The sequence below is a fragment of the Thermoplasmata archaeon genome (assembly GCA_038851035.1).
Lineage (GTDB): Archaea > Thermoplasmatota > DTKX01 > VGTL01 > VGTL01 > JAWCLH01.
Genome location: JAWCLH010000011.1, coordinates 26,422 through 47,041, shown reverse-complemented (window position 1 = coordinate 47,041; position 20,620 = coordinate 26,422). Strand labels below are relative to the sequence as shown.

The window sequence follows — 20,620 nt, the reverse complement described above, 5'->3', positions numbered from 1 at the left end:
GCAACGCCAACGCCAGTTCACGTGGTCGTTGGCCCGCTTCGATGCTGACCCAGGTGCAACCCAAGGTCAGCGCGGGTTCTCCCAACCATTTTATATATACCGGTATGCCCCCGGACGCACTTCTCCTTTTCAGCCCCTCTTTAGCCCTTCTCGACGCCTGCGGGGGAGATGAGCTCGAGACACTTCCCGGTCTCCCTCGCCCTTCCCTTTGCCATTTCTATATATGCCCCCTGCCTGCGCAGGCCGAGGCTGCGGAGGAAGCGCACAACCCAGGCGGAATTCGCAGGGACATAGACCTCGACACCTTTGCTGGCGCGTGTGCAGAGTGCGAGGAATAGAGACCGGGCGGCGTCTCGAGCGCTCCCAGCGCAGACCCACGGCCCGGCCTCGACATAGTCCCGCCCAGGCTTTCCAATGATAAAGCCCTTCACCTTTCCCCTCTCCATCCAGACGAAGGAGTGGCGCTTAAAGTCCCGCACGAGTGCTCTAATCATTCTCCCCCTCCCCTCCCCCCATGCCCTCCGGTCAAGGGCGATGACCTCTGGAAAGTGATTGGGGCAGAGGGGTACAATTCTCCCGGACCGCAGAGGAATCGGGCGCACGCGTGGCCGGCCACAGAAGCGGAAGAAGCGCCCGACGGCTTTGAAGCCGAAGGCAGTGTAGAAGCCCACGGTCTCAGGGTAGGAGAAAAGGCCCACCCGGCTTCCTCCACGTCGCTTAACGAAGCTCATGGCGGCTTCCATTAGGACGCGACCGACCCCGCAACCCCTCCAGCGGCGAGAAACGACAAGATTGCCTATCCAAAAAATCTCTCCATGCCGAATCACGCTCACCAGCCCCACCGGCCTCCCGGCCGCAATCGCAATCAGAACCCCTCCTGATGAGAGGCGGAGCAGCCTCTGGATGTCGCTTCTGAGAAAACCCCAGCCCTCCTCTTCCGTCACTTTCATTGCGAAAGCGATGTCGGAGGGCCGCATCCTCCGGACCGAGAAATAAATGTGATGTGCTCGGCGCCCGGGACGCGGTGTGGCTCCATCCTTATGATGGACGGCCAGACCTGGCCCTCCATCACCCCCTGCAAGGGGCCCTGTTTCCGTCCTCCACCACCTCGTCGCATCGATGGCCGCCGTGGGTGATGTACCTCTTGTCACCCCGCCTGTGCTTCATCGTGCAGGGACCGTACTCGTCGTCCTCGTTGCCATACCAGCACTCGCAGTCCATGCAGCGCTTGTCATACACTCTCAGGGCCATGCCACACAGCTTCCTTTGTTGGCCAAACGCGGAGGGAAATATTAAGTTTGTTGGATGCCGAAAAATAAATATCGCCCGGAGGGATTGTATGGTCGTGACAGAATTCCACCGCGGGCAGGCTCGCGATGCCCCTATTTGCATGGTGGCGGGGTGCACCAGCCCCGCCGTCAGGTCCATTCCGCTGAAAAAGGTTCAAGGCAATATCTCCGCGGGTCTAAAGACCGAGGCCCGCAGGGTCCATCTATGTAAAATGCACTACAAGGAGTACAAGCGGAGAACCCGGGAAGAAAGAATCGTAAACTCCCTTGCGTGGGGGAGATAGCCACACCGGTCTCAACCGTCCGGGGTGCTGATGAGCATGGCGCTCAGTATCATAATTGTCTCTTCTGGCACATTCTCGTAGCCGTTCCTGTTGGTTACGGGCGTGTGTGCTATAACCTCTACGATCTCCATGCCCCGCACGACCCTTCCAAACACTGCGTAGCCAGGGTTCGAGGGTGAGGGGTCGAGATGGGTATTGTTGGCCAGATTGATGAAGAACTGGGAGGTGGCGCTGTCTGGGTCGGAGGTCCTAGCCATCGCCACCGTCCCGCGCTCGTTCTTTAATTTGGGGTTTATTTCGAGCTTTATCGGTGGGCGAGTAGGCTCCTTGGGCGTCAGGTCCGGATTCAGGCCACCGCCCTGAATCACGAAGCCCGCAACGACTCTATGGAATATCGTTCCCGAGTAGTAGCCGCTGCCTACATAGTCTATGAAGTTGCGCACGGTGTTGGGGGTCTCGTTGCCGTACAGGGCTATGACTATCGGGCCCTTCGAGGTCTCGAGTCTGGCGTAGCCCGTCGGGTAGATCTCGCCGGCTGGGGGCGCGGTCTCGGGCGAAGGCTCCTCTGGGGAAGAGGGGGGGTTTGTGTAGGCATAGACGGCCAGCGCGCCTACCACAACCGCCACTGCTGCCAGAAGAACGAGGTGCTCTTTCCGGAGGCGGCGGGTTCCTGCACTTCTCTTTGGGCTCTTCCCTCCGGTGGCACCTCCGGAGTGGACCTTGTCGATGTGTTGCTCCAGCCGGTCCCTCCCGACCCTCGCCCTGCACACCGGGCACCGGACGACCCCTCTATTTCTGGCCACGCGGATTGAATTCGGCCTCGGGATATTAAAGTTTGGAGCCGGCGGGATAGATTTAATTAGAAAAACCGCATTCGCACGGCTCCGGGGGAAGAAATGTCTGGTGATGTGGTCATCTGTTCGGCTGTCAGGACGGCAATAGGCAAGTTCGGCGGAACGCTCAAGGAGACCCCTGCAGTCAGGCTGGGAGCCATTGTCATAAAGGAGGCCATTGCAAGGGCCAGAATCGAGCCGGGACTAGTTGACGAGGTCATCATGGGCAATGTGCTTTCGGGAGGGCTGGGCCAGAACCCCGCAAGGCAGGCCGCGATATACGCGGGTGTTCCGGTCGAGGCGGGAGCGATGACAGTCAACAAGGTCTGCGGCTCGGGGCTGAAAGCGATGATGATCGCGGCCTCGGAGATAAAGGCCGGCGACGCGGGAATAGTCGTGGCGGGGGGCATGGAGAACATGGACATGGCGCCCTTCGCCCTCGACAAAGCGCGCTACGGCTACAGGATGAACAACCAGACCATCATAGACCTGATGGTCAACGACGGCCTGTGGGACGTCTACAACAACTTTCACATGGGCATGACGGGAGAGATAATTGCGGAGAAGTACGGCCTGACGAGGGAGGAGATCGACGCCTTTGCCCTGAGAAGCCACCAAAGGGCCTCGGAGGCGATAAAGAACGGGTGGTTCAGGGAGGAGATAGTTCCAGTCGAGGTGCAGGTAGGGAAGGGCCAGACCGTGAAGTTCGACACCGACGAGGGCGTCCGCCCCGACACCTCCCTTGAGAAGCTTGCTAAACTGCCCCCGGTTTTCAAGAAGGGCGGCGTGGTGACGGCCGGTAACGCCTCGCAGATATCCGACGGCGCCGCGGCCACGGTCATGATGTCGGAGGACAGGGCGAAGGAGCTGGGGGCACCGATTCTCGCGAGGGTGAGGTACTACTGCTTCGCCGGAACGAAGCCAGAGCTGGTAATGTACGCTCCAGTACCCACTATCAATAAACTCCTCAAACAGAGCGGCATGAAGATAGGCGACTTCGACCTCATCGAGCACAACGAGGCCTTTGCCTCCGCCTCGGTGGCCATCGCGAAGGAGTTCAGCATACCTCCTGAAAAATTCAACATCCACGGCGGCGCTGTGGCGCTGGGCCATCCAATAGGATGCTCGGGGACGCGCGTGATGGTCACATTGATTCACGCACTAAAGAGAACCGGCGGAAAGAGGGGGCTGGCCGCGGTCTGCCTTGGCGGGGGAAACGGGGTGGCGATGGCGGTGGAGCTGGAGAAATAAGGTGGGTGCCCTGGAACCGGGGATGGTAGCGCAGGTCGCGAAAGTGGGCGCGGGGTAGTGGCTTTCCCTTAACTACTCCTCCTCCCGAATTTCCCTCAGGCTGTAGAGCTAGAATTCGACCCCGGCTGCCGCCATCGCAGCCACAGCCCCCCTGGCAAAAAACCAGGAAGCTAGATTTCTCCGGACCCCGCGGGACTGTATCGATGGCTAGGGTCATCTCCGCAGAGGTCCTCCAATCCGCGACCACAAGACGGATGGTGCGAATTCCCTTTGTGAGATTGTCCATGATGAAGCGGTTGGCATTCGAGGGGAGAAGGGGGCCGGTCTATCGGGCGTAGCTCAGGGGGTGGACGTCGTCGTCCGCTGCCTCCACACTGAACTCCATCCTCCTGGCCACCTAAAAGGGCTGGCCGTTGAGCGGGGCAAAGGAGACGATGGGGGGTATGGTATTGGGCTTGATTGTTATCAAAATCGATTCCGACTTCACGACCATTACACCATCCAAGGCCTGAAGGAATATCCTGTGACTGCCCGCTGAGAGACCGTGGGCGGTGGGGTTCGGGCCGGGGCCGAGTAGGGTCATGGACCACATCGACTGGAAGGTCAGGGCGCCGCCGTCAGGGTCTCAGAAGTTCTCGAGCACTTTCGTCACCGCGAGCTTGCCCTCAATGAGCTCTATGGGAGAGAAGTCCTAGACTATGGCAGGGCGATGGTTCAGCAGGCCGGAGCGGAATAAATCGAAGTCAGCGGGGGAGTTCGTGTTGGCGTTCCTGTCGGCGATCAGAAGGCTCCCCGACACAAGTGACCTCATGGTAATTGGAGAGCTCCAGGGGATCTTGTAACTCTCCTGCTACTAATTCAGCCCCATCCAGTTGTTATTTTCCTGCCTGCCCATAACCCTGCCTTCTCGAATGTGCGCTGGGGCCTGGAGTGAATAATGGCGTGAATCGAGAAATTTCCAGAGGCGAGCGGGCGAACTAGGCTCTCGGTGTTCGAACCCTACAAGTTGGTTTTCCGGTTAGAGATGATGTGGAGGTGGCACGGGGTCGTGTTGGCCACGACGTAGGAGGAAGGGGGATTGAAATAGCTCCAATTCGGTCGAGGGAGGTGCCCTCGAACTCATAGTAGCTCGTGATCTCTTAGACCGCCCTGCTTCCCTCCCAGCCCGAGCGCGAAGTCGGGAGGAATCATTCATCCGGTGAGAAAAGAGGCGTAGCCCGGGCTTCATCCTCCCCCTCATCCCCCAGGACTAGTGCGCAGACCATACCGGCTTAACACGTGAGGATGAGGGGGCAGACGATAACAAAAGCCATGGCCGCCTCTGAAAAGAAACCACCCGATAAAAATATGCGCCAAGAATATAATAACATTTTTGAACGAGCCCTTCCAAACCTTTATTTTCACCCCTTCATGTTAGGGTTCGATAGCAATGAGGCTGCTCTTCATCCACGCGGACTACATGCGTTATGAGACCAGAGAGAGAGCGACAAAAGCTGCCGAGGAGCTCCCGGACGGTAAGCGGAGCGGGGGGATGGAGGAGGCCCTCGTGGTCTTTGCAACCGTTGAGGAAAGGGACGGGGTGAATCCCGAGGGGACCGCCCGCGCGGCTGCATCTGGCATTATAGAGGTGCTTGCTCAGGTCGGCGCGGATAGAGTGCTACTATATCCTTATGCCCACCTTTCGTCCTCGCTCGCAGAACCGGAGACGGCAAAATCGGTGCTCGCCGGAATCGAGGCCGCTCTCCGGGAGAGGGGAGTGGAGGTCCACCGCTCCCCCTTCGGCTGGTACAAGGCCTTCCAGCTCTCCTGCAAGGGCCACCCGCTCTCCGAGCTGTCTAAGGAAATAGAGGCGGAGGAGCAGAAGCTCACTAGAGAGGAGGTCGTGAAGGGGATAAAAAGCGAGTTCCTCATCCTCACACCGGACGGTGCGGAGCACAGGCTGGATATGGAAAATGCAGATCGAGACCCGGAGCTGGCAAAGCACCCGTCGCTCCGCAGCTTCATTCTAACGGAGGAGGCGAAGGCGAGGAAGCTCGAGGAGCCCCCCTCGGTCAAGGCGATGCAGAGGCTGGAGCTCGTCGACTATGAAGATGCGAGCGACAGCGGCCACTTCAAGCTCTATCCGAAAGGCCACCTAATTTTTCACCTACTAGAGGAGTGGGCGAGGAGGCTTGCTCTCGAGCGACTTGGCGCGATGCAGATAGACACCCCCATTATGTACGACTGGACCCTCCCCGATATACAGGCTCAGGCAAAATCGTTCCACGAGAGGCACTATGTGATAAAAACCGACGAGAAGAGGCAGTTCGTGCTCCGCTTCGCGGGCGATTTCGGCCTCTTCAGAATGATGGCCCGCGCCACACTGAGCCACCGGCATCTCCCTGTCAAGGTTTACGAGTTCTCGAAGAGCTTCAGGCTCGAGCAGCGCGGCGAGCTGACGGGCCTGAAGAGGCTCAGGGCATTTCACATGCCGGACATCCACTTCTTCACGAAGGACCTAGACCAGGGCTGGGATGTATTCTTCGAGCTCTTCTCAGCCTACACAGACTACCACAGGGCGATTGGGGCGGAATACGCCATTGCCTTCCGCATCGTGAGGGAGTTCTACGATAGATACAGGGACCGGCTCGTCGGCCTCCTCAGGTACGCTGGAATGCCGGCGCTCATCGAGCTCCTCTCGCAGCGCAAGCACTACTGGGTCGTGAAATATGAGTCACAGGGCATAGACGCGCAAGGTGGCGCGGTCCAGCTCAACACAGTCCAGCTCGACGTCGAAGACGGGGAGAGGTACGGAATTTTCTACACCGACGCCGATGGCTCAAAAAAGCCCTGCATAATCGGCCATTGCTCGGTCGGCTCGATTGAGAGATGGATATACATAATGCTCGAGAACGCCCTCAAAATGGAGAAGCCCGCGCTCCCCTTCTGGCTCGCACCCACACAGGTCCGCCTTATCCCTGTGGGACCGGAGTTCATCGCGGACTGCGAGGCCCTCGCGTCTCGGCTCAGGGCCCGCGTGGATATTGACGACAGGGAGGAGAAGGTGGGACGGAAAATCCGGGATGCGGAGAGGGAGTGGGTGAACATGATAATCGTCGTGGGTGAGAAGGAGCGGGCCTCTGGGATGTATCCCGTACGCATGCGCAGCGGAGAAGTCAGAGAGCTTAGCTTCGATGAGCTGACAGCGGAGATAGCGCGGCTTCAGGCGGACTATCCTTACGATGGCCTTCCGCTACCGCTCCACATGAGCAAGAGGCTAACCTTCAGGGGATGAGGGAAGAATCAGGAGGACCACAGTACCGGTGACGGGGCTGCGTCATCTCACGGCGCGGCCGCGCTGGGGCCAGAGGGCTGAGGTGCAGGCCTCCGGGCGCTCGAGCCAGCTAGCGAACTAGAGAAGAAACTCCACAAGCCAGTGCCACGCGAAGCACCCCAGGAAGGCCCCGATAAGGCAGAGCGCCACCGAGACCCTCAAAATCGCCACAGTCGAGTTTATGGCTGTCGTGAGGCGAGCCGTGTTGCCGGGGCCGAAAACCCGAATCTCTGCCTCCGCGCTCCCGGCGCCGACCTCTACCTCTTCCATGGTCGCAAGAGCCCTCTCCAAAGTGCCTCTCGCAATCTCAATCAGTCTATCGTGGTGGAACCTCGCTCCCACCGGGTTATAGCCGCCCATCGTGGCGTGGACCGCGTGGTTGTCGGTTGTGAAGACCTCCGCCTCGTCCACCATCCCCCGGACACCTTCGAGGAGCTTTTCCCTGAGGCCCCTGACCATGTTGTTCCCATCGAAAAGGACGTAGGCGCTTTTCCTCCCCGCGGACTCCAGTACCGCAACCTGAATACCCTGGGAGCCGATACCGTCCCTCTCCGGCACGAAGCCCACCGAGGAGGCGAACCCAGCGCGTAGGCCTGCGGGGGAGGCCAGTTTTTCCGGAGCGCCGCCCCCGGTTGTTGATGGAGATGGGGCCGGGGCGACTTCCCGCTCTAGCCTCGTTGGCTCCTGGAGCGATGTAATAGCCTCCCCCACCAGTTTCATCAGCTCCTCGGCCTCGCGAGTTCCGGAGTGGACCGCCCCGCTCCCCCTCTCGAGGCAGTTGTGGGCGTCTATGAAAATCGCGCGGGGCCAGCCCTTCGCCGCAAGCTCCTTTTTTACCATCACACCCACCGCGTGGTCGACGTCGTCAGTGGGGTCGGGGGCAGAAGTGTGGATCACCACCAGCGCGCCGCCCAGCAGCTGCGTGCACACCGAGACCCGCTCGCCCCGGAGCCTCTTGAACGCTCCGGCCCCCCTTTGGAACTCAAGGCTTTCGAGAGCCCTCGAGGCCGCGCGCGCAAGCTCCGAAACGTCCTCCTCGCTCGCCGGGTTCTGGTCGTGGGTTGCTGGACCGTGGAAAACCATCACCGTGGTATCGGGCTCCACGCCGGCCACCCCCGCCTCGAGCTTCTTCCTCAACCTCGAGGGAAGGTCGCTGCCGCCCAGTCGACCGAAGGGGCCCGGGTGGACTGAAGGAACGAGCCATAGGGCCCTCAGCCGTCCCCTCGCCCTGAATGCTACAGCATCGACCTCGGCCCTGAAGGGCACGGAGAATGTGGAGAAGAAGCGCTCCATCTCTTCCTTCCCAGCCGACCCGCCTTCGGTCCAGTGCGCGAGCATGTTGCGGACCAGCTCCATACCGCTCGCGCCGAAGCTGCGCCTGAGGGGGGACTCCGCGATTCGCTTGAAACCCGCGGCGGAGAGGAGGAAAACGGAGGAGAAGCCGAGTGCGAGGAATAGCTCGCGGGTCCCGAAGGGCGGGAGGAGAATCGCAACCGCTATGACCCCACACAGCGGCATGACGACCGCGGTCGCCAGCGCCCTTCCATGATGGGTGACAGCGGTCGTGAGGAGGACCAAATGCCAGAGCCAGAGTACGAGACCCCACGAAAAAATCAGAATGTCGGAGAGGCGAGTCCCAAACCTGGGCTCCATTACCCAGCGCCAGAGTGCAAGGACCGGAAGGAGAATTATGAGGGAGAGGAGTGCCAAAAGTGCGCTCCTGCGCAGGTATATTTTCCCACCGAGCATCCTTGTCAGAGGCAAGGCCAGGGCAGCTCCGAGAAGGGCGGGCAGGAAAAAGAGACCGAGCGACGCGACCGCCCACGAGGCGGGCTCATTAGCGGGTAGGACTAGGACGCCGAGGAGAAAGGAGCTCGCGAGGGCCAGCGGAAGGGTCTTCCAGGGCGCGGGTGAGGTGAATACGTAGTTGGCTACCCCAGTCGCCTGGACAACGCCCTGCTCTGCCGTCATTGTGGGTCGCCGCGGGCTCCTGCCGCTCACACCACCCCCAGATTCCGGAGCCTCGGGCAAGGGCCGCTCACCCCTTTTTGACCGCGGCGATTATTTTTGAGAGGTGGGCGATGTCGCCCCGGCTGTACTCAATGACCGTGCCTGTGACGACTATATCCGCTCCAGCGCGGACGAGCTCGCGCGCCTGCTCGGGGCGGGTGATGCCACCGCCGACAATAACCGGTACCGTGAGACTTCGAGCCACCGCCCTCACTGTTCTGGCAGGTAGGGGTTCGGGCGCTCCGGAGCCTGACTCGAGATACACGCAGGCCATTCCGAAAAGCTCGGCCGCGAGGGCGTACTCCACGGCCTGAGAGGTATCGTCTCTTGGCACGAGTTCGGCGCGGCCCACCTCCCCGGCCCTCATCCCGGGCTCAAAGATAATGTAGCCCATCGGTATCGGCTCGAGACCATACCTCCTGACCAAGGGGGCCGCGCGACTCTGTTCTCCAATGAGGAAGCGCCTGTCCCTCGAGTTGAGGAGGCTCATAAAAAATATCGCGTCGGCGTGGGGGGAGAGGCAGGCGGCGCCGGCGGGGAAAAGAATGGTGGGGAGGCGGCAACGCTTTTTCACCGCCAGGACGGTCTCGTCGGTGATACGCGGATCAACCCCCGTGGAGCCTCCCACCATGATGCCGTCGCTCCCGGCCCTTTCAAAAGTGAGGGCGAGTTCCCCGGCGGCCTCCGGGCTCTGCCTATCAGGGTCGATAAGGCCCAAGTGGGCAGCTCGCCGCTCGAGCTTCCGCAGGAGTCCCCTCCAGACCGCCTTTCTCTTCATTCGCCGACCTTCACCTTAGCTAGTCCCCCCGCGAGAAAAGCGAGAAGCGCCAGCAGCATCGCCACCTTTGTGAGCCGGGACGATAGTCCCGGGTTGCGCATCAGAACAAGCAGAGAATATATAAATATTGCATCAGCCCCGACCATGAGCGGAATGTAGTATAGGGGCTGGAAAAGCGCCATGGGGAATACTGGCGAGGGGGAGAGAAGAACTGCTAGAAGTATCCACGCGGACGCGACGGCTCCGGCTCTCTTGGGACCGATGAGCCGGGGAACGGTGCGACGGTCTGTATCGCCCTCAATATCCTCGATGCCCTTGATGAGCTCGCGACCCATGCTGGCGAGAAAGGCGAGGAGGGAGAGCACGAGAACCTGAACAGGGACCTCATAGGAGGTTCCCGGTGGAATCACAGCCGCCCCTCCGAAGAGAAAGAGGGAGGCAGTCAGCCAACTGATGGTCAGATTACCCGGCAGACCACTCCGCTTTAAAGAGAATTCATAAACCCAGAGAAGGAACATGTTAAGGAGCGCTATAAGCAGGCACAGGTGGTTTATCCCCGGCCAGCCTATGAAAAACGATGAGATCAGACCAGAGGCAAATAGGAATATGGAGAGCCTCCATGCTGAGGCGGGACGAATTCTTTTCATGGGTAGTGGCCGGTCGGGATGATTAACCCGATCTATTAGCCTATCGTAGTAATCGTTTAGAGTATTGCCCCCGCCGGTATAGAGAAACGCAACCAGCATAGCGACAAAAAGGCTGAAGGTTGGGGGGGAGGACAGGACATCAGTTCCAGCCGCAACTATCCCCCCGGCAAGAACAGCGAATGCCGACATGGCAGCGTTGAGTGGGCGAATTATTTCAAGACGCGAGTCCACGAAAGGGCATTGGAATAGGGCTTTTAAAATTTAGGAGGAAAAAAAGAAGCGAATGAATTAAATACTTGATAATGTATATGTCAGACAATAGATGTACAAAGGATGTCAAATGTCAGACGAGCATTTGCAAGGGGTCGGATGAATGGTGGCGAGGTCAGAGCGGGTTACGATTCGGCTTCCTTTAAGATTTCTTGAGGCGATTGATCTTCTTGTCGGTCTGGATGATTTCCCTTCGCGTTCAGAAGCTATTCGTACTGCAGTGAGGGATCTTGTCTACTCTCGTGTGAGTCTCGTGACCAAGAAGACCAAGAGACTCCGGGAGCTTCACTTAAATGTCTCCCGACTCCGTGAGCTGGAGAGCCAGCTTCTCAAGAGATGACCTTTTTCAGGATTGCCCTTTTCCCCCTTTTTTTTATTTTCTGGCCAGTTTAGGCTCTCTCTTTACATCTAGCTTCTAAAAGATTTGGTTTGTGGTGTTAATGGTATTTTAATCGCTATGGAGAATGGATTAATATTTTTTTAATTCGTTCCTATGACATCGCTGTTGGCGCCTGTGAAACATGGGGTTGCTCTCTGTTCTGGATTCAATCGATGTGGTTCATCCCGATATTGTGGTGTTTTGGTCCTGTAATGGGGCTGTGCTATTCAATTCTTAATTGACTGTAACCGTAGCAGATTTTGATCGAAGTGAAGCGGTTGAAAGGGAGGTAGGCCTGGATGGTGTTTTTTGAGCATCTGCAAAAGGGTGTGGAGAATTCCTGAATTCCTCCATCACCTAGTGCGTGAGAAAAAAAACCAGCGCGCGCAAAGGCTGGCGACCCGTCCTCCAACACCACTCTTGCATCTATACAAATCCTTCTCAGTAGGGATGAGAGGGGGGCCATATTTATGTTCAAACCGGAGCTGCCGCTGTGTCGGCCGCCTCGGTCGGCCCTATTTCTAATCGAAAGCTCCAGAGAGCCCGAGCCTTTACCCCATAGAAAAATTCTATCTCTCACTTGCACTATATAGTCCTCCGGTGTAGAGGGTGGGGAGTGTGGCCGAAATAATAGAAATCGACCTCCCTGGCATCGGAAAGAAGTTCACTCTGACCACGGTCGCCGGCTACACAATAACTGTGATTGCTCATCTCGACGGTCGGAGGGATATCTACTACTTTAAAGACTCGGAGGATGAGGATTCGGCTCACGTCTTCAGCCTGACGGACGAGGAGTCACGTCGGCTGAGCGCGATCCTTGGGGACACCTTCTTCAAGCCGGCTCCAATTGACCTGCTTCGTTCGGCTCTCGCCCCCACGACACAGATTGAGCTCGTCAGGGTGCCATCAAGTGGCCCCGCTGTGGGGAAAACTCTCGGCGAGCTGGACCTCCGCAGGCAGACTGGAGCCTCCGTCCTGGCGGTGCAGAGGGGCGACCGGATAGTCCCCAACCCCTCCGCCGGCACCCGAGTGGATGGCGGGGATGTGCTGATTGTCATGGGGACCGCGGAAGAGCTGAAGAAGGTCGAGACCCTGCTCGGGAGGGGTTGAGGGGCGGTGGAACTTGGCCGCGAGCTTTTTTTTTGAGATTGGCATAATAATCCTTCTCGCCTTCGTGGGCGCTTACATAGCAGGGCGCTTTCGCCAGTCGGCGATAATCGGATACATCATCGTGGGGGTCCTGATCGGGCCGAGAATTCATATCAGCATAGCGGGACTGGACTATCACGGCCTGATCGCCAACCAAGATTTCATTAGACAGATTTCAGGCCTTGGCCTCATGTTCCTCCTTTTTTTCACTGGTCTTGGCTTCTCGCCCAGCAATCTGAAGAACACCTGGAAACCCGCGTTGGTTCTATCGGTCTCGGACGTCCTGATGAATATATTCACGGGATTTATTATCGGAGCCCTGTTTGGCTGGCCACTTCACGACACGCTCTTCCTAGCGGCGATCGTCGCCATGAGCAGCGTGGCGGTGGCGGCCAAGTCAGCTGACGAGGAAAAGAGGCTCTACAAGAAGGAGTACAACTACCTCTTCGGCACGATGATAGTGGAGGACTTCATCTCTATCCTGCTCTTGACTTTCGCTTCGGCCTTCGTGCTCGGGGACGTTCTCTCTCCAAACCAGATCGCGGCGATGGGGGCTGGAGTTGTGATAATCTACTCATTCTTCTTCATCCTCGCCCTCTTCATCGCCCCCGGAGTCTTCCACTACTTCGAGAAGATACAGAGCAACGAGCTTTTCATACTCTTCTCCCTGAGCGTGGTTTTCCTCTCGTCCGCCTTCGCAGACTATCTGGGGATACCTCCCGCGATTGGGGCCTTTCTCGTGGGGATGGCGTTTGCGGAGACAAGCCTCAGGGACAAGCTCGCCACGCAGATGCTCTCGATGAAGGATGCCTTCGTTGCGATATTCTTCGTGAGTTTCGGAATGCTTGTCGAGCCGGGTGTGTTCATCAGGGTGGCGCCGATGGTGGCGCTGGTCGTCCCGGTTGTGGTCGTCAACGAGGTCATCGTGCTGGGTGCGCTCGCCTATCTCTTGGGATTCACGAGACGTGCGGCGGTCTCGATCGGCTCCGGCTTCCTCGGTAGGGGCGAGGACGCCGTGCTCTTCGCATCTGTGGGGAGCGGGCTCCAGAACCCCCAGACGGGTCAACCGGTGTTGAGCAAGGCGAGGGAGATTAGCCCGTTCACGGGCGGCTTCTGCTTCGTCATGAGCGCCCTAACCCCCGCGATGATGAGGATGTCGACAAGGCTCTCGGATGATCTCGCGCGCGCGGTCCCTTCCTCCCTTCGGACCGGCGGTGACCTGATTTCACGCGTGCTGAGAGGAATCGTTCTGGCCCCCGGTTTCTCACCGAACTTCGAAGAGAAGAGGTGCATTGCCCTGATTGGGGGGTATGGTGCCTCCGTATGCGCAGCCCTCGTCACCACCGGATGGCAACACTGGATATCGTCGCTCTCGGCACTCGCGCTCCTGCTCATCGTTGGGACGAGTCTCTCCGGTGTCCTCCGCCCCTACACCAAGTCCATCGAGCTTCCAGAGGTCATAATCCTCCCCCCGAATCGCGAAAGAATTCATCGGTTTGTCACAAGTACAATAGCGCTACTCCTCTCACTCGTTCTCCCTCCCGCGGCCCTGTGGGGAGTTAGCTGGATGGTAGTTCTGCTGGTTGACCTGGGAATTCTTCTCGCAATTTTCACGGAAATGGTTAGAATTCACCGGTCCCTCCCGATCAGGCCCCCCCTCGATAAAGAGCACATCCTACGGCACGGAATTCCCGAGCCCATCAGGGGGGCGTCGCCATTCTCTCCGAAAAAGGTACGCATCAGGGCCACTCCGCCGATGAGGTCGCCCGGGCATTTGAAAAAGCGCAGAGCCTTCTCAAGAGAGGCCCACGGGGGCTCCTTGAGCCCGAGGAACCCGGAAGGGAGGGGGGGTCGAGGGGTCTAGACCTCATCCCTCAGCTCGTCCATGTCCGCGACGGGCTCTATGAAGCAGTCAATAACCCCCGGAATGTTCCTTTTAATTCTCGTCTCCACCCTCATCATCAGGTCGTCGAGCCGTTCGAGGGGAATGTCGGGGTCCAGCTCCACCCATAGATGAACGATGATGCGGTTGGCGCCCATGAACATCGTCTTAACGCTCAGGACATCCCGTATCCCCTGCTCCATCTTCGCCAGCGCGGCGATTCTCTTCTCAGTCCCCTCGTCCGCGGCGCTCCCGATGAGCTTCTCCCTATTCTCGCGCGCGAGAAAAATCGCAAACACGCCGAGCGTGACACCAATCACCACTGCGGCGTAGCCATCAATATAGTTGAGGCCGGACCCATGAACTGTGGCAATCGCACCGAGCGCTATGCAGACGCCGAGCAAGGCGGTGAAATCCTCAACGAATATCAGCTTGAGCGTTGGTTCGTGGACGTTGAAAAAAGCCTTGAATGGGTTTCTCATGCGTATCCCCGTGGTCTCGCTGGCGCACTTCGTCAGGCCCTGGACGGCATAGGCCACCGCCACGCACTCGAGCGCGGCCGCCGCGACAAGACTCGCAATAGCGAATTCGATGTGCTTAATATCTTGTGTATTGGCTATCTGCTCGTAGCCTCTGTATATCGAGCTCACGGATATGACGCCGAGCATGAACATCGCCGCCACGAAGGACCAAAAGAACACCTCTTTCCCGTAGCCGAAGGGGTGTTCGCGGTCCGGCGGGCGGCTAGCTAGGTAGAGACCGGTCATCAGGAAGATGCTATTCGTCGAGTCGGCAAGGCTGTGCAGGGTCTCGGAGAAGAGCACTGCGCTCCCTGTTAGCCAGGCCGATACCGCCTTCACCACGAATATCCCGAGGTTCGCCGCCAGCGCCACCCTGACGGGTCTTGTGCCTGACTGCGTGGGTTCCATCCCCCACCGCCGCTCCCGGGGATAATTAGGGTCTCCTATTATGAAATTATGGTGCTAGCGCCAAGTGCTGTGTTCGCGGGATTTGGGCCGGCCTTTTTTCCGGAGGCCCGGCGAATAAGAGCGGCCTCCGGCCGCATGCCCTCTCCGGAGGCATATGGGCCCAGAGAGATTTGAACTCTCGACCGCCCGGTTATCAGCCGGGCGCTCCAGCCAGTCTAAGCTATGGGCCCGCGGATTGACGGTAAAATGATAATGGGGTATTTTAATATGTGGTTCCCAATCCATAACCATCCAAGATGAGCATAGCGGGGTCGTGCCGTTGATTCTATTCACCTACACCGAATCCACAAAGGTCTCTGCTCAGACCCCGCTCTGCCCCGAATGCAAGAAAAAAATACGTCGATGGAAAAGGCCTGGCCTTGAAGGTCGGCGCGGGGGCCGGAGCGATTTTTTTTCGCATCACTGTTTATCCCATTGTATTTAGGAGGGATGGAAGGCACCCCTCCATTCTACCTCTCCTCAGAGGTCGGAGGAGTGGTTGGCTTCCTGATTTTTGCCCAACCGAAAAAACATAATGAAATAGGGTAGTGCCCCTTCCGCCCGGTTTGCGGTCGGGATACAATGGACTATCACCTCCAATGGGCGAAACAGACCGGCGGGGAGAAAGCCGAGCTACCGATTTACCTCCAGTGCAGGTGTGGGTAGCAGGGCCCCCGCTTCCCCATGGACGGCCTCGGGTTTTCGTTGACAAGCACGGCGCTGAGGCGCTAGCGGGCAGCCGCGTTGAGAGCCTCGCTGTTTCCTCTTGGCGGGTTAGGCATAACCAGTAGAGTCCGTGGCAACATTTGCTACTAAAAGCCGTGTTAGAATAATCAGGAAATAGGCAATAACGGAACCAATAATCCGGCGACGGCTAGCTCTCCCTCCTCGCCATGAACCTCATCAGCGCCCTGAAGCGCTCTGCCTGCTCGGAGTTCCCGAGGCCTTCCATTCCGTCCACGATTGCTAGCGCCTCCCTCAGGAGCCTCTCCGCCTCGTCCACGGCCCAGCCCCTGACCCTTCGAGTTCTGCCGCCAGGCTCCCAGTCCACCACGCCGTTCTTCCTGTAGATACTGATGACCCTCTCTATGTCCCTCTTCGTTGTGCGTTCGCGTGGCTTTTTAAAAATCGCCAGGAGCTCCTCCCTCTCCCTAGGCCCGCAGACCTCGAGGGCGCGGGCAAAGAGGGCGCTCGGCTTGCCCTCCCTGATGTCATTACCGATCTCCGGTTTTCCGTCCCGGCCCATCCGGCCCTTGCCGGTGGTCAGGTCTATGACGTCGTCCAGAATCTGGAATGCCACGCCCACATTACCCCCGAGCCTCCAGAGGTCGGAAACCGCTCGCTCCCCCAGCCCCGCTAGTATAGCTGCCCCGACCACGCCAAATATTAGGTAGTACCCGGTCTTCAGGGTGGCAAGCTCCCGGTACTTCTCCACGGTGAAACCCGCGTCCGCCCTCAGGTTGATGTCCAGCGCCTGCCCCTCGCCCGTCTTTACGAGCGTTAGGGTGAGGACTTCGCAGAGGGCAAGCTTCTTCTCGACCGGAAGGTGCGATGTGGTGATGACCTCGTAGGCCTTAGCCATCATGTAGTCGCCGAGGTTGATTCCGTTGGCGATGCCCCGGTCCCCGGGTCGTAGACCGCGCATGACCCTGCGGAGGTACTCACCCCTCCTTTTCTCACCTGCCTCTCCGTACCTCACCCATACCGCTGGCCTGTCCCGGCGCGAGGTATCCCCGTCCATCAGGTCGTCGTGGCATATCAGATAGCTGTGGGTGATTTCTGTAGCAGCGGCGAATGGGAGCGCGTCTCTCAGCGGGACTCCGAGACACTCCGCGGCCATAAGGCAGAGCATAGGCCGGGAGCGCTTGGGGCCTCTTTTCGTCACAGGGTCTATGCAGTCGTCTCCGATGTGGTACCAAGCGGGCTCATTCAGCCACCGCGAGAATGGCCCGGTGCGCGGCAGCACGCGCTCTATTTCCCTTCGGACGAGCGGCCACTTCTCCGCCGTGAAGCGAGTCACGAAATCTTCGTCCAGCTCCATCTGCTGACCTGGTCCCATGCGGTTGCGGGGATTCGAACCCCGGTTTGAAGCTTGGGAAGCTCCAGTCCTAACCACTAGACTACAACCGCGCCCTCCGGAGATGAGCGCCCCGGCCCCCCTCATCAGTTTCCGGGCGCCGGTAGCGCATACCATTCTCTCAGATGGTCTCCAGCTTGAACATCACATTGTAGCCCTTGAGAGCAGAGTGGATTTTATCCCCGAACCAGATTGCGTCCTTCACTGTCGCCTTCTTGTCCCACTCGTAAATGAAGTCGTACGTCCCTTGCGTCGGCCGAAAACCGATCGAGCACAGTCGGTCAACAATCTCGGATGGCTTCGCCCCCTCGCTGTTGAAGGTTACCGTCAGGTATGTCTTCATACCCATCCCAGACCTTAAGTAGGGTCCCACCTTTTAAAGGATTTGGTGGGTGGGAAGAGGTCGGGAGCCAGCGACAGGATTATTACCATTCATGTGCATTCAACGGAGGGCTGAGCGAGGGGTGCGCTGGTGGAAGGTCAGAAAAGCCCGGAAAATGAAAGAAAGAGCCGTGCTGAATCTCTGATCGCCGACTACCTTTATGAGAGAAACGCGCTCCGTGAGGGCCCGGCGTTCCGAACACCGCCGTTCGTGGAGAGGAGAGTAGAGGGAACCAAGACCGTCTATTACGCACCGGTCGAGTCCTATGGAACCGTCCAGAGGGAGATTCCCCAGCAGCTCCAGACCCGGCGGTCCTTCGTGAAGCCCGAAACCCCGGAGGCCAGAGCTGCCCTCCCACCCCTTCCAAGACGCGTGTCTGCAAAGGACCTCATTGCGAAGCTCCGCGTGATAAGAGAAGGGGTCGAGAGGGGGCCGCAGGTCGTTTCCGGGGAGGCCGCGAAAGGCGTTGAGACGGAGACCGCTCCTTCGAGGGAGGAGAGCGCGCTGGCGGTGGAGAACAAGGAAGGGGCTGAGACCGCTACCGCTCCAGAGGCGGTTCCCCAGAAGCCCGGGCGAACCCCTATCCCGGCGAGGGATGCAGGAGGGAAGAGTGCAGGTGGCACCGTATGTCCTTCCTGCGGCGCACCTCTTTCAGAGAGAAACCACCTTTTGATATGCACAGGTTGCGGAAAGATGAACTGCACCATCTGTGGAAAGTACGAACTCGGGCACATGAAATCCGACGTGTTTTACGACTACAAATTCGATTTCCCGCTCTGCATCAACTGTTATGAAAAGGCCTACAGCATTCAAAGAATGCTCGGCAAGGCATCGATCTGCTACGGGAGCGGCAACTACTCCTACGCTCTCTACTATGCGAAGAATGCCCTGGCGCTTGACCCGAGCTCCAAGTACGCCGGAAAGGCGAGAGAGCTCATCGAGATGATCGAAAAATCCAGTCAGGAAGCGCGTGAGAGGGACAGCGAGTGGAGGCTCGCCCGGAAGCAGCTCTCCACTAGGTACAGGGCGGAGGACCCGAGGTGGAGATGACTTTATTGGCCATCCCCGCGCCTCGTGCCAGGATGACTGGGCTTAAGGGGAGTATAATCAATCTCTAGAAATGGGCGAATTCTGTCCCCAAAACCGAATCACTTCCTCAACGGGGTTCTCGGATGTGACGAGCCCCGGAAGGAACTCGGCGAACTGGAGAGCCCTCCTATCAAGTATGACCGCCACGCCCCTGTCCCTCTCGCTCCTTATCAGCCGGCCAATGGCCTGGAGCATCCTACGGGCCGTCGGTGCCCGCACTGTGTAATCCCAGCCCCTCCCAAACCTGAGGTCGTAGAAGTACTGAAGGGCCCTCTGACGGGCGGTGGGCTTTGGATAGGGTATTCCGACGATGATGGCAACCTCCAGCTCCCTATCCGGGAAATCGATTCCCTCGCTCACCCTCCCGCCGACTACCGACATCAGTACCCCTCCTTCACCGCCCCTCCTGCCCTCTCTCTTGAAGCTGTCGATGGTCTCGAGGAGCTCCTGCTGCTCCAGACCCCGCTCCTCCACAAAGAGCTTCCTATCGATCTGGTCCCCCAGCCCGAGGGCCATTGCCTTCTCGAGAAGGTCGTGGGACGGGAAGAAAACCGCCGTGTTTCGTTGGGTCGCTCTGCATATTTCAGCCACCTTGGAGAGGATTGTTGAGAACATCCCCTCGTCCATCACCCTCTCCTCATACTTCATCGTCACGGACGGGTCGCAGACCAGAAGTCTGTGCTCCGGTGGGAAGCCGGTGTCGAAGCTCCTCATTAAGGCGGTCCGTGCGAGGCCGAGAGAGTCCCTGTACTCTTCGAGGGGTGAGAGGGTTCCCGACATGTGAATGCTCGCGCGGCATTTAGAAAGGGGCTCGGCGGCGAGCGAGGGGTCCATGCAGTAGGCTTCGAGGCGAGGGGCCTCCCCATCCCTGATCAGCTTGACATACACGTCGCTCTCTGCGCTCGTCCACATCGCAAGGAAATGACCGAGCGAGTGGAGATGCGACCGGGGGAGCCGCCCTTCCTTCCTCCTCTTCTCCCTTACGACCTCTCCGTGCGCAACGATGCTGGCGATCGCAGCCTCGAGTCTGTTCGAAGTCCATTTGAAATGGTGCATCAGCTCTTCCTCCACCGCCCCTGGGGGCACAAGGCCGTCCTCGTCAATAAGATACTCCTCCCTGAGCTGGAGAATCACCGCCTCTATCTTCGCGCAGAATTCGGGAACTCGGACATCATCGAGCACCTGCAGCCCCCCGAGGGCCTCCGCCTCCTCCACCGCTCTCTTCAGGGTCTGCAGGCTCAGGGTGGTGGAACGGAGCTGGCGCGCGAACTCGGGCAGGTTGTGGGCCTCGTCCACGACCACGATGAGCTCCTCCACCGGGCAGTTCATCCAGTCAAGCAGCCTGGCCCGAATGAATGGGCTCAGGAAATAGACATAGGGCGCGACCACAACGGTCGCCACTCTAGCGAGTAGTTTGGAGGCTTCGTAAGGGCAGATGCCCAGTTGCCTGCAACGACGGGTCATCTCCTCCGCGGTTGGCAGCGCGCTAGAGACCCAGGAGAGAAGCCCCTCCACGCCCTCGGCCAGGAGATTCTCATAAAAAGGACACCCCAGCCCCTGCTTGCTCCGCACGGCCTCCTTCCGGTCGTTGCATAGAAGAGAGAGCTCCTCAGGCAGGGCTTTGCGCCACTCCCTCTCCGTTTCAATAAGTAGGCAAGTGCTGTGGCGGCCCTGAATGCCGAGCCCGAGCACCTTCTGCTTCTTGGATATTACCCGGAGTTCCCTGAAGACCTGCACCTGCTGGGAGTTCGTTCTGGTCAGGTAGAGGCACCGTCCCCCGCTTGAGAGAATGCTTTGAAGGCAGGCGGCGAGGGCGCAGACGGTCTTCCCCGCACCGGATCCCGCCTCCACCACCACGCACCCTCTCTCCGAAACGCCCCTACTTATAAGCGCCACCATCTCCTCCTGCATCGGTCTTGGCTTGTATGGGAAGAGGCCGCCGGGAGCGCTCATCAAATCTCGTAACCGCGGGGAGTAGTAAATCCTTTCGGGGGGGGGAGGGCGAAAATCGAACGGCTA

At 58.9% G+C, this 20,620-nt stretch carries 19 protein-coding genes and 2 tRNA genes; 9 read left to right on the top strand and 12 right to left on the bottom strand.

Annotated elements, in window-relative coordinates:
* Positions 1-140: 140 nt before the first annotated feature.
* Positions 141-977, bottom strand: a complete 837-nt coding sequence (locus QW379_05115) for a GNAT family N-acetyltransferase (GenBank protein ID MEM2869784.1) — start codon at positions 975-977, stop codon at positions 141-143.
* Positions 978-1,068: 91 nt separating this feature from the next.
* Complete coding sequence (locus tag QW379_05110; GenBank protein MEM2869783.1) at positions 1,069-1,251, bottom strand: hypothetical protein; 183 nt, start codon at positions 1,249-1,251, stop codon at positions 1,069-1,071.
* Positions 1,252-1,339: 88 nt separating this feature from the next.
* Here QW379_05110 and QW379_05105 point away from each other — a divergent pair, with 88 nt between their 5' ends.
* On the top strand, positions 1,340-1,573 hold the full coding sequence (locus QW379_05105; GenBank protein ID MEM2869782.1) for a hypothetical protein: 234 nt from the start codon (positions 1,340-1,342) through the stop codon (positions 1,571-1,573).
* An 11-nt stretch (positions 1,574-1,584) separates the two neighbouring features.
* Here the strand turns inward: QW379_05105 and QW379_05100 are convergent, their stop codons facing one another.
* Positions 1,585-2,376, bottom strand: coding sequence for a peptidylprolyl isomerase (locus tag QW379_05100; GenBank protein MEM2869781.1), 792 nt, complete (start codon positions 2,374-2,376; stop codon positions 1,585-1,587).
* A gap of 93 nt (positions 2,377-2,469) precedes the next feature.
* On the opposite strand from QW379_05100, the gene QW379_05095 reads away from it, so the two are divergent.
* The 4 genes from QW379_05095 to QW379_05080 all read left to right on the top strand — a co-directional run bounded on the left by QW379_05095 (position 2,470) and on the right by QW379_05080 (position 6,931).
* A complete protein-coding gene (locus tag QW379_05095) occupies positions 2,470-3,657 on the top strand; it encodes an acetyl-CoA C-acetyltransferase (GenBank protein MEM2869780.1) in 1,188 nt (395 codons plus the stop codon).
* Positions 3,658-3,860: 203 nt separating this feature from the next.
* Entirely contained in the window at positions 3,861-3,995 is a 135-nt protein-coding gene (locus QW379_05090; GenBank protein MEM2869779.1) for a hypothetical protein, read from the top strand.
* A 213-nt stretch (positions 3,996-4,208) separates the two neighbouring features.
* The gene (locus tag QW379_05085) at positions 4,209-4,352 is read left to right on the top strand and encodes a hypothetical protein (protein ID MEM2869778.1); all 144 of its coding nucleotides are present in this window, start codon (positions 4,209-4,211) and stop codon (positions 4,350-4,352) included.
* Between the two features lie 734 nt (positions 4,353-5,086).
* Positions 5,087-6,931: a threonine--tRNA ligase gene (locus QW379_05080; GenBank protein ID MEM2869777.1), complete on the top strand. Its 1,845-nt coding sequence runs from the start codon at positions 5,087-5,089 to the stop codon at positions 6,929-6,931.
* 117 nt (positions 6,932-7,048) lie between these two features.
* Here the strand turns inward: QW379_05080 and QW379_05075 are convergent, their stop codons facing one another.
* From QW379_05075 to QW379_05065, 3 genes are all read right to left on the bottom strand, one after another.
* Positions 7,049-8,941 (bottom strand): DUF2070 family protein, encoded by a 1,893-nt coding sequence (locus tag QW379_05075; GenBank protein MEM2869776.1) that lies wholly within the window; start codon positions 8,939-8,941, stop codon positions 7,049-7,051.
* Positions 8,942-9,008: 67 nt separating this feature from the next.
* A complete protein-coding gene (locus QW379_05070; protein MEM2869775.1) occupies positions 9,009-9,758 on the bottom strand; it encodes a geranylgeranylglyceryl/heptaprenylglyceryl phosphate synthase in 750 nt (249 codons plus the stop codon).
* Positions 9,755-10,636 carry a geranylgeranylglycerol-phosphate geranylgeranyltransferase gene (locus tag QW379_05065; GenBank protein MEM2869774.1) on the bottom strand — a complete coding sequence of 294 codons (882 nt, stop codon included), beginning with the start codon at positions 10,634-10,636 and terminating at the stop codon, positions 9,755-9,757. The genes QW379_05070 and QW379_05065 overlap by 4 nt, the downstream gene beginning before the upstream one ends.
* Before the next feature lie 142 nt (positions 10,637-10,778).
* Here QW379_05065 and QW379_05060 point away from each other — a divergent pair, with 142 nt between their 5' ends.
* From QW379_05060 to QW379_05050, 3 genes are all read left to right on the top strand, one after another.
* Positions 10,779-11,015, top strand: coding sequence for a ribbon-helix-helix domain-containing protein (locus QW379_05060; protein ID MEM2869773.1), 237 nt, complete (start codon positions 10,779-10,781; stop codon positions 11,013-11,015).
* Between the two features lie 657 nt (positions 11,016-11,672).
* A complete protein-coding gene (locus QW379_05055) occupies positions 11,673-12,164 on the top strand; it encodes a TrkA C-terminal domain-containing protein (protein MEM2869772.1) in 492 nt (163 codons plus the stop codon).
* Between the two features lie 13 nt (positions 12,165-12,177).
* Positions 12,178-14,067, top strand: coding sequence for a cation:proton antiporter (locus QW379_05050; GenBank protein MEM2869771.1), 1,890 nt, complete (start codon positions 12,178-12,180; stop codon positions 14,065-14,067).
* On the opposite strand, the gene QW379_05045 is transcribed toward QW379_05050, so the two are convergent.
* From QW379_05045 to QW379_05025, 5 genes are all read right to left on the bottom strand, one after another.
* Positions 14,064-15,014 (bottom strand): cation diffusion facilitator family transporter, encoded by a 951-nt coding sequence (locus QW379_05045; GenBank protein MEM2869770.1) that lies wholly within the window; start codon positions 15,012-15,014, stop codon positions 14,064-14,066. The genes QW379_05050 and QW379_05045 overlap by 4 nt on opposite strands.
* Before the next feature lie 155 nt (positions 15,015-15,169).
* Positions 15,170-15,244, bottom strand: a tRNA-Ile gene (locus tag QW379_05040).
* Positions 15,245-15,927: 683 nt separating this feature from the next.
* Entirely contained in the window at positions 15,928-17,112 is a 1,185-nt protein-coding gene (locus tag QW379_05035) for a polyprenyl synthetase family protein (protein ID MEM2869769.1), read from the bottom strand.
* A tRNA-Gly gene (locus QW379_05030) sits at positions 17,112-17,183 on the bottom strand. The genes QW379_05035 and QW379_05030 overlap by 1 nt, the downstream gene beginning before the upstream one ends.
* Positions 17,184-17,251: 68 nt before the next feature.
* Positions 17,252-17,479 carry a hypothetical protein gene (locus QW379_05025; GenBank protein ID MEM2869768.1) on the bottom strand — a complete coding sequence of 76 codons (228 nt, stop codon included), beginning with the start codon at positions 17,477-17,479 and terminating at the stop codon, positions 17,252-17,254.
* Positions 17,480-17,602: 123 nt separating this feature from the next.
* Here QW379_05025 and QW379_05020 point away from each other — a divergent pair, with 123 nt between their 5' ends.
* Positions 17,603-18,562, top strand: a complete 960-nt coding sequence (locus QW379_05020) for a hypothetical protein (protein MEM2869767.1) — start codon at positions 17,603-17,605, stop codon at positions 18,560-18,562.
* A 57-nt stretch (positions 18,563-18,619) separates the two neighbouring features.
* Here QW379_05020 and QW379_05015 read toward each other — a convergent pair whose 3' ends face one another.
* A complete protein-coding gene (locus tag QW379_05015; GenBank protein MEM2869766.1) occupies positions 18,620-20,554 on the bottom strand; it encodes an ATP-dependent DNA helicase in 1,935 nt (644 codons plus the stop codon).
* Between the last annotated feature and the right edge of the window lie 66 nt (positions 20,555-20,620).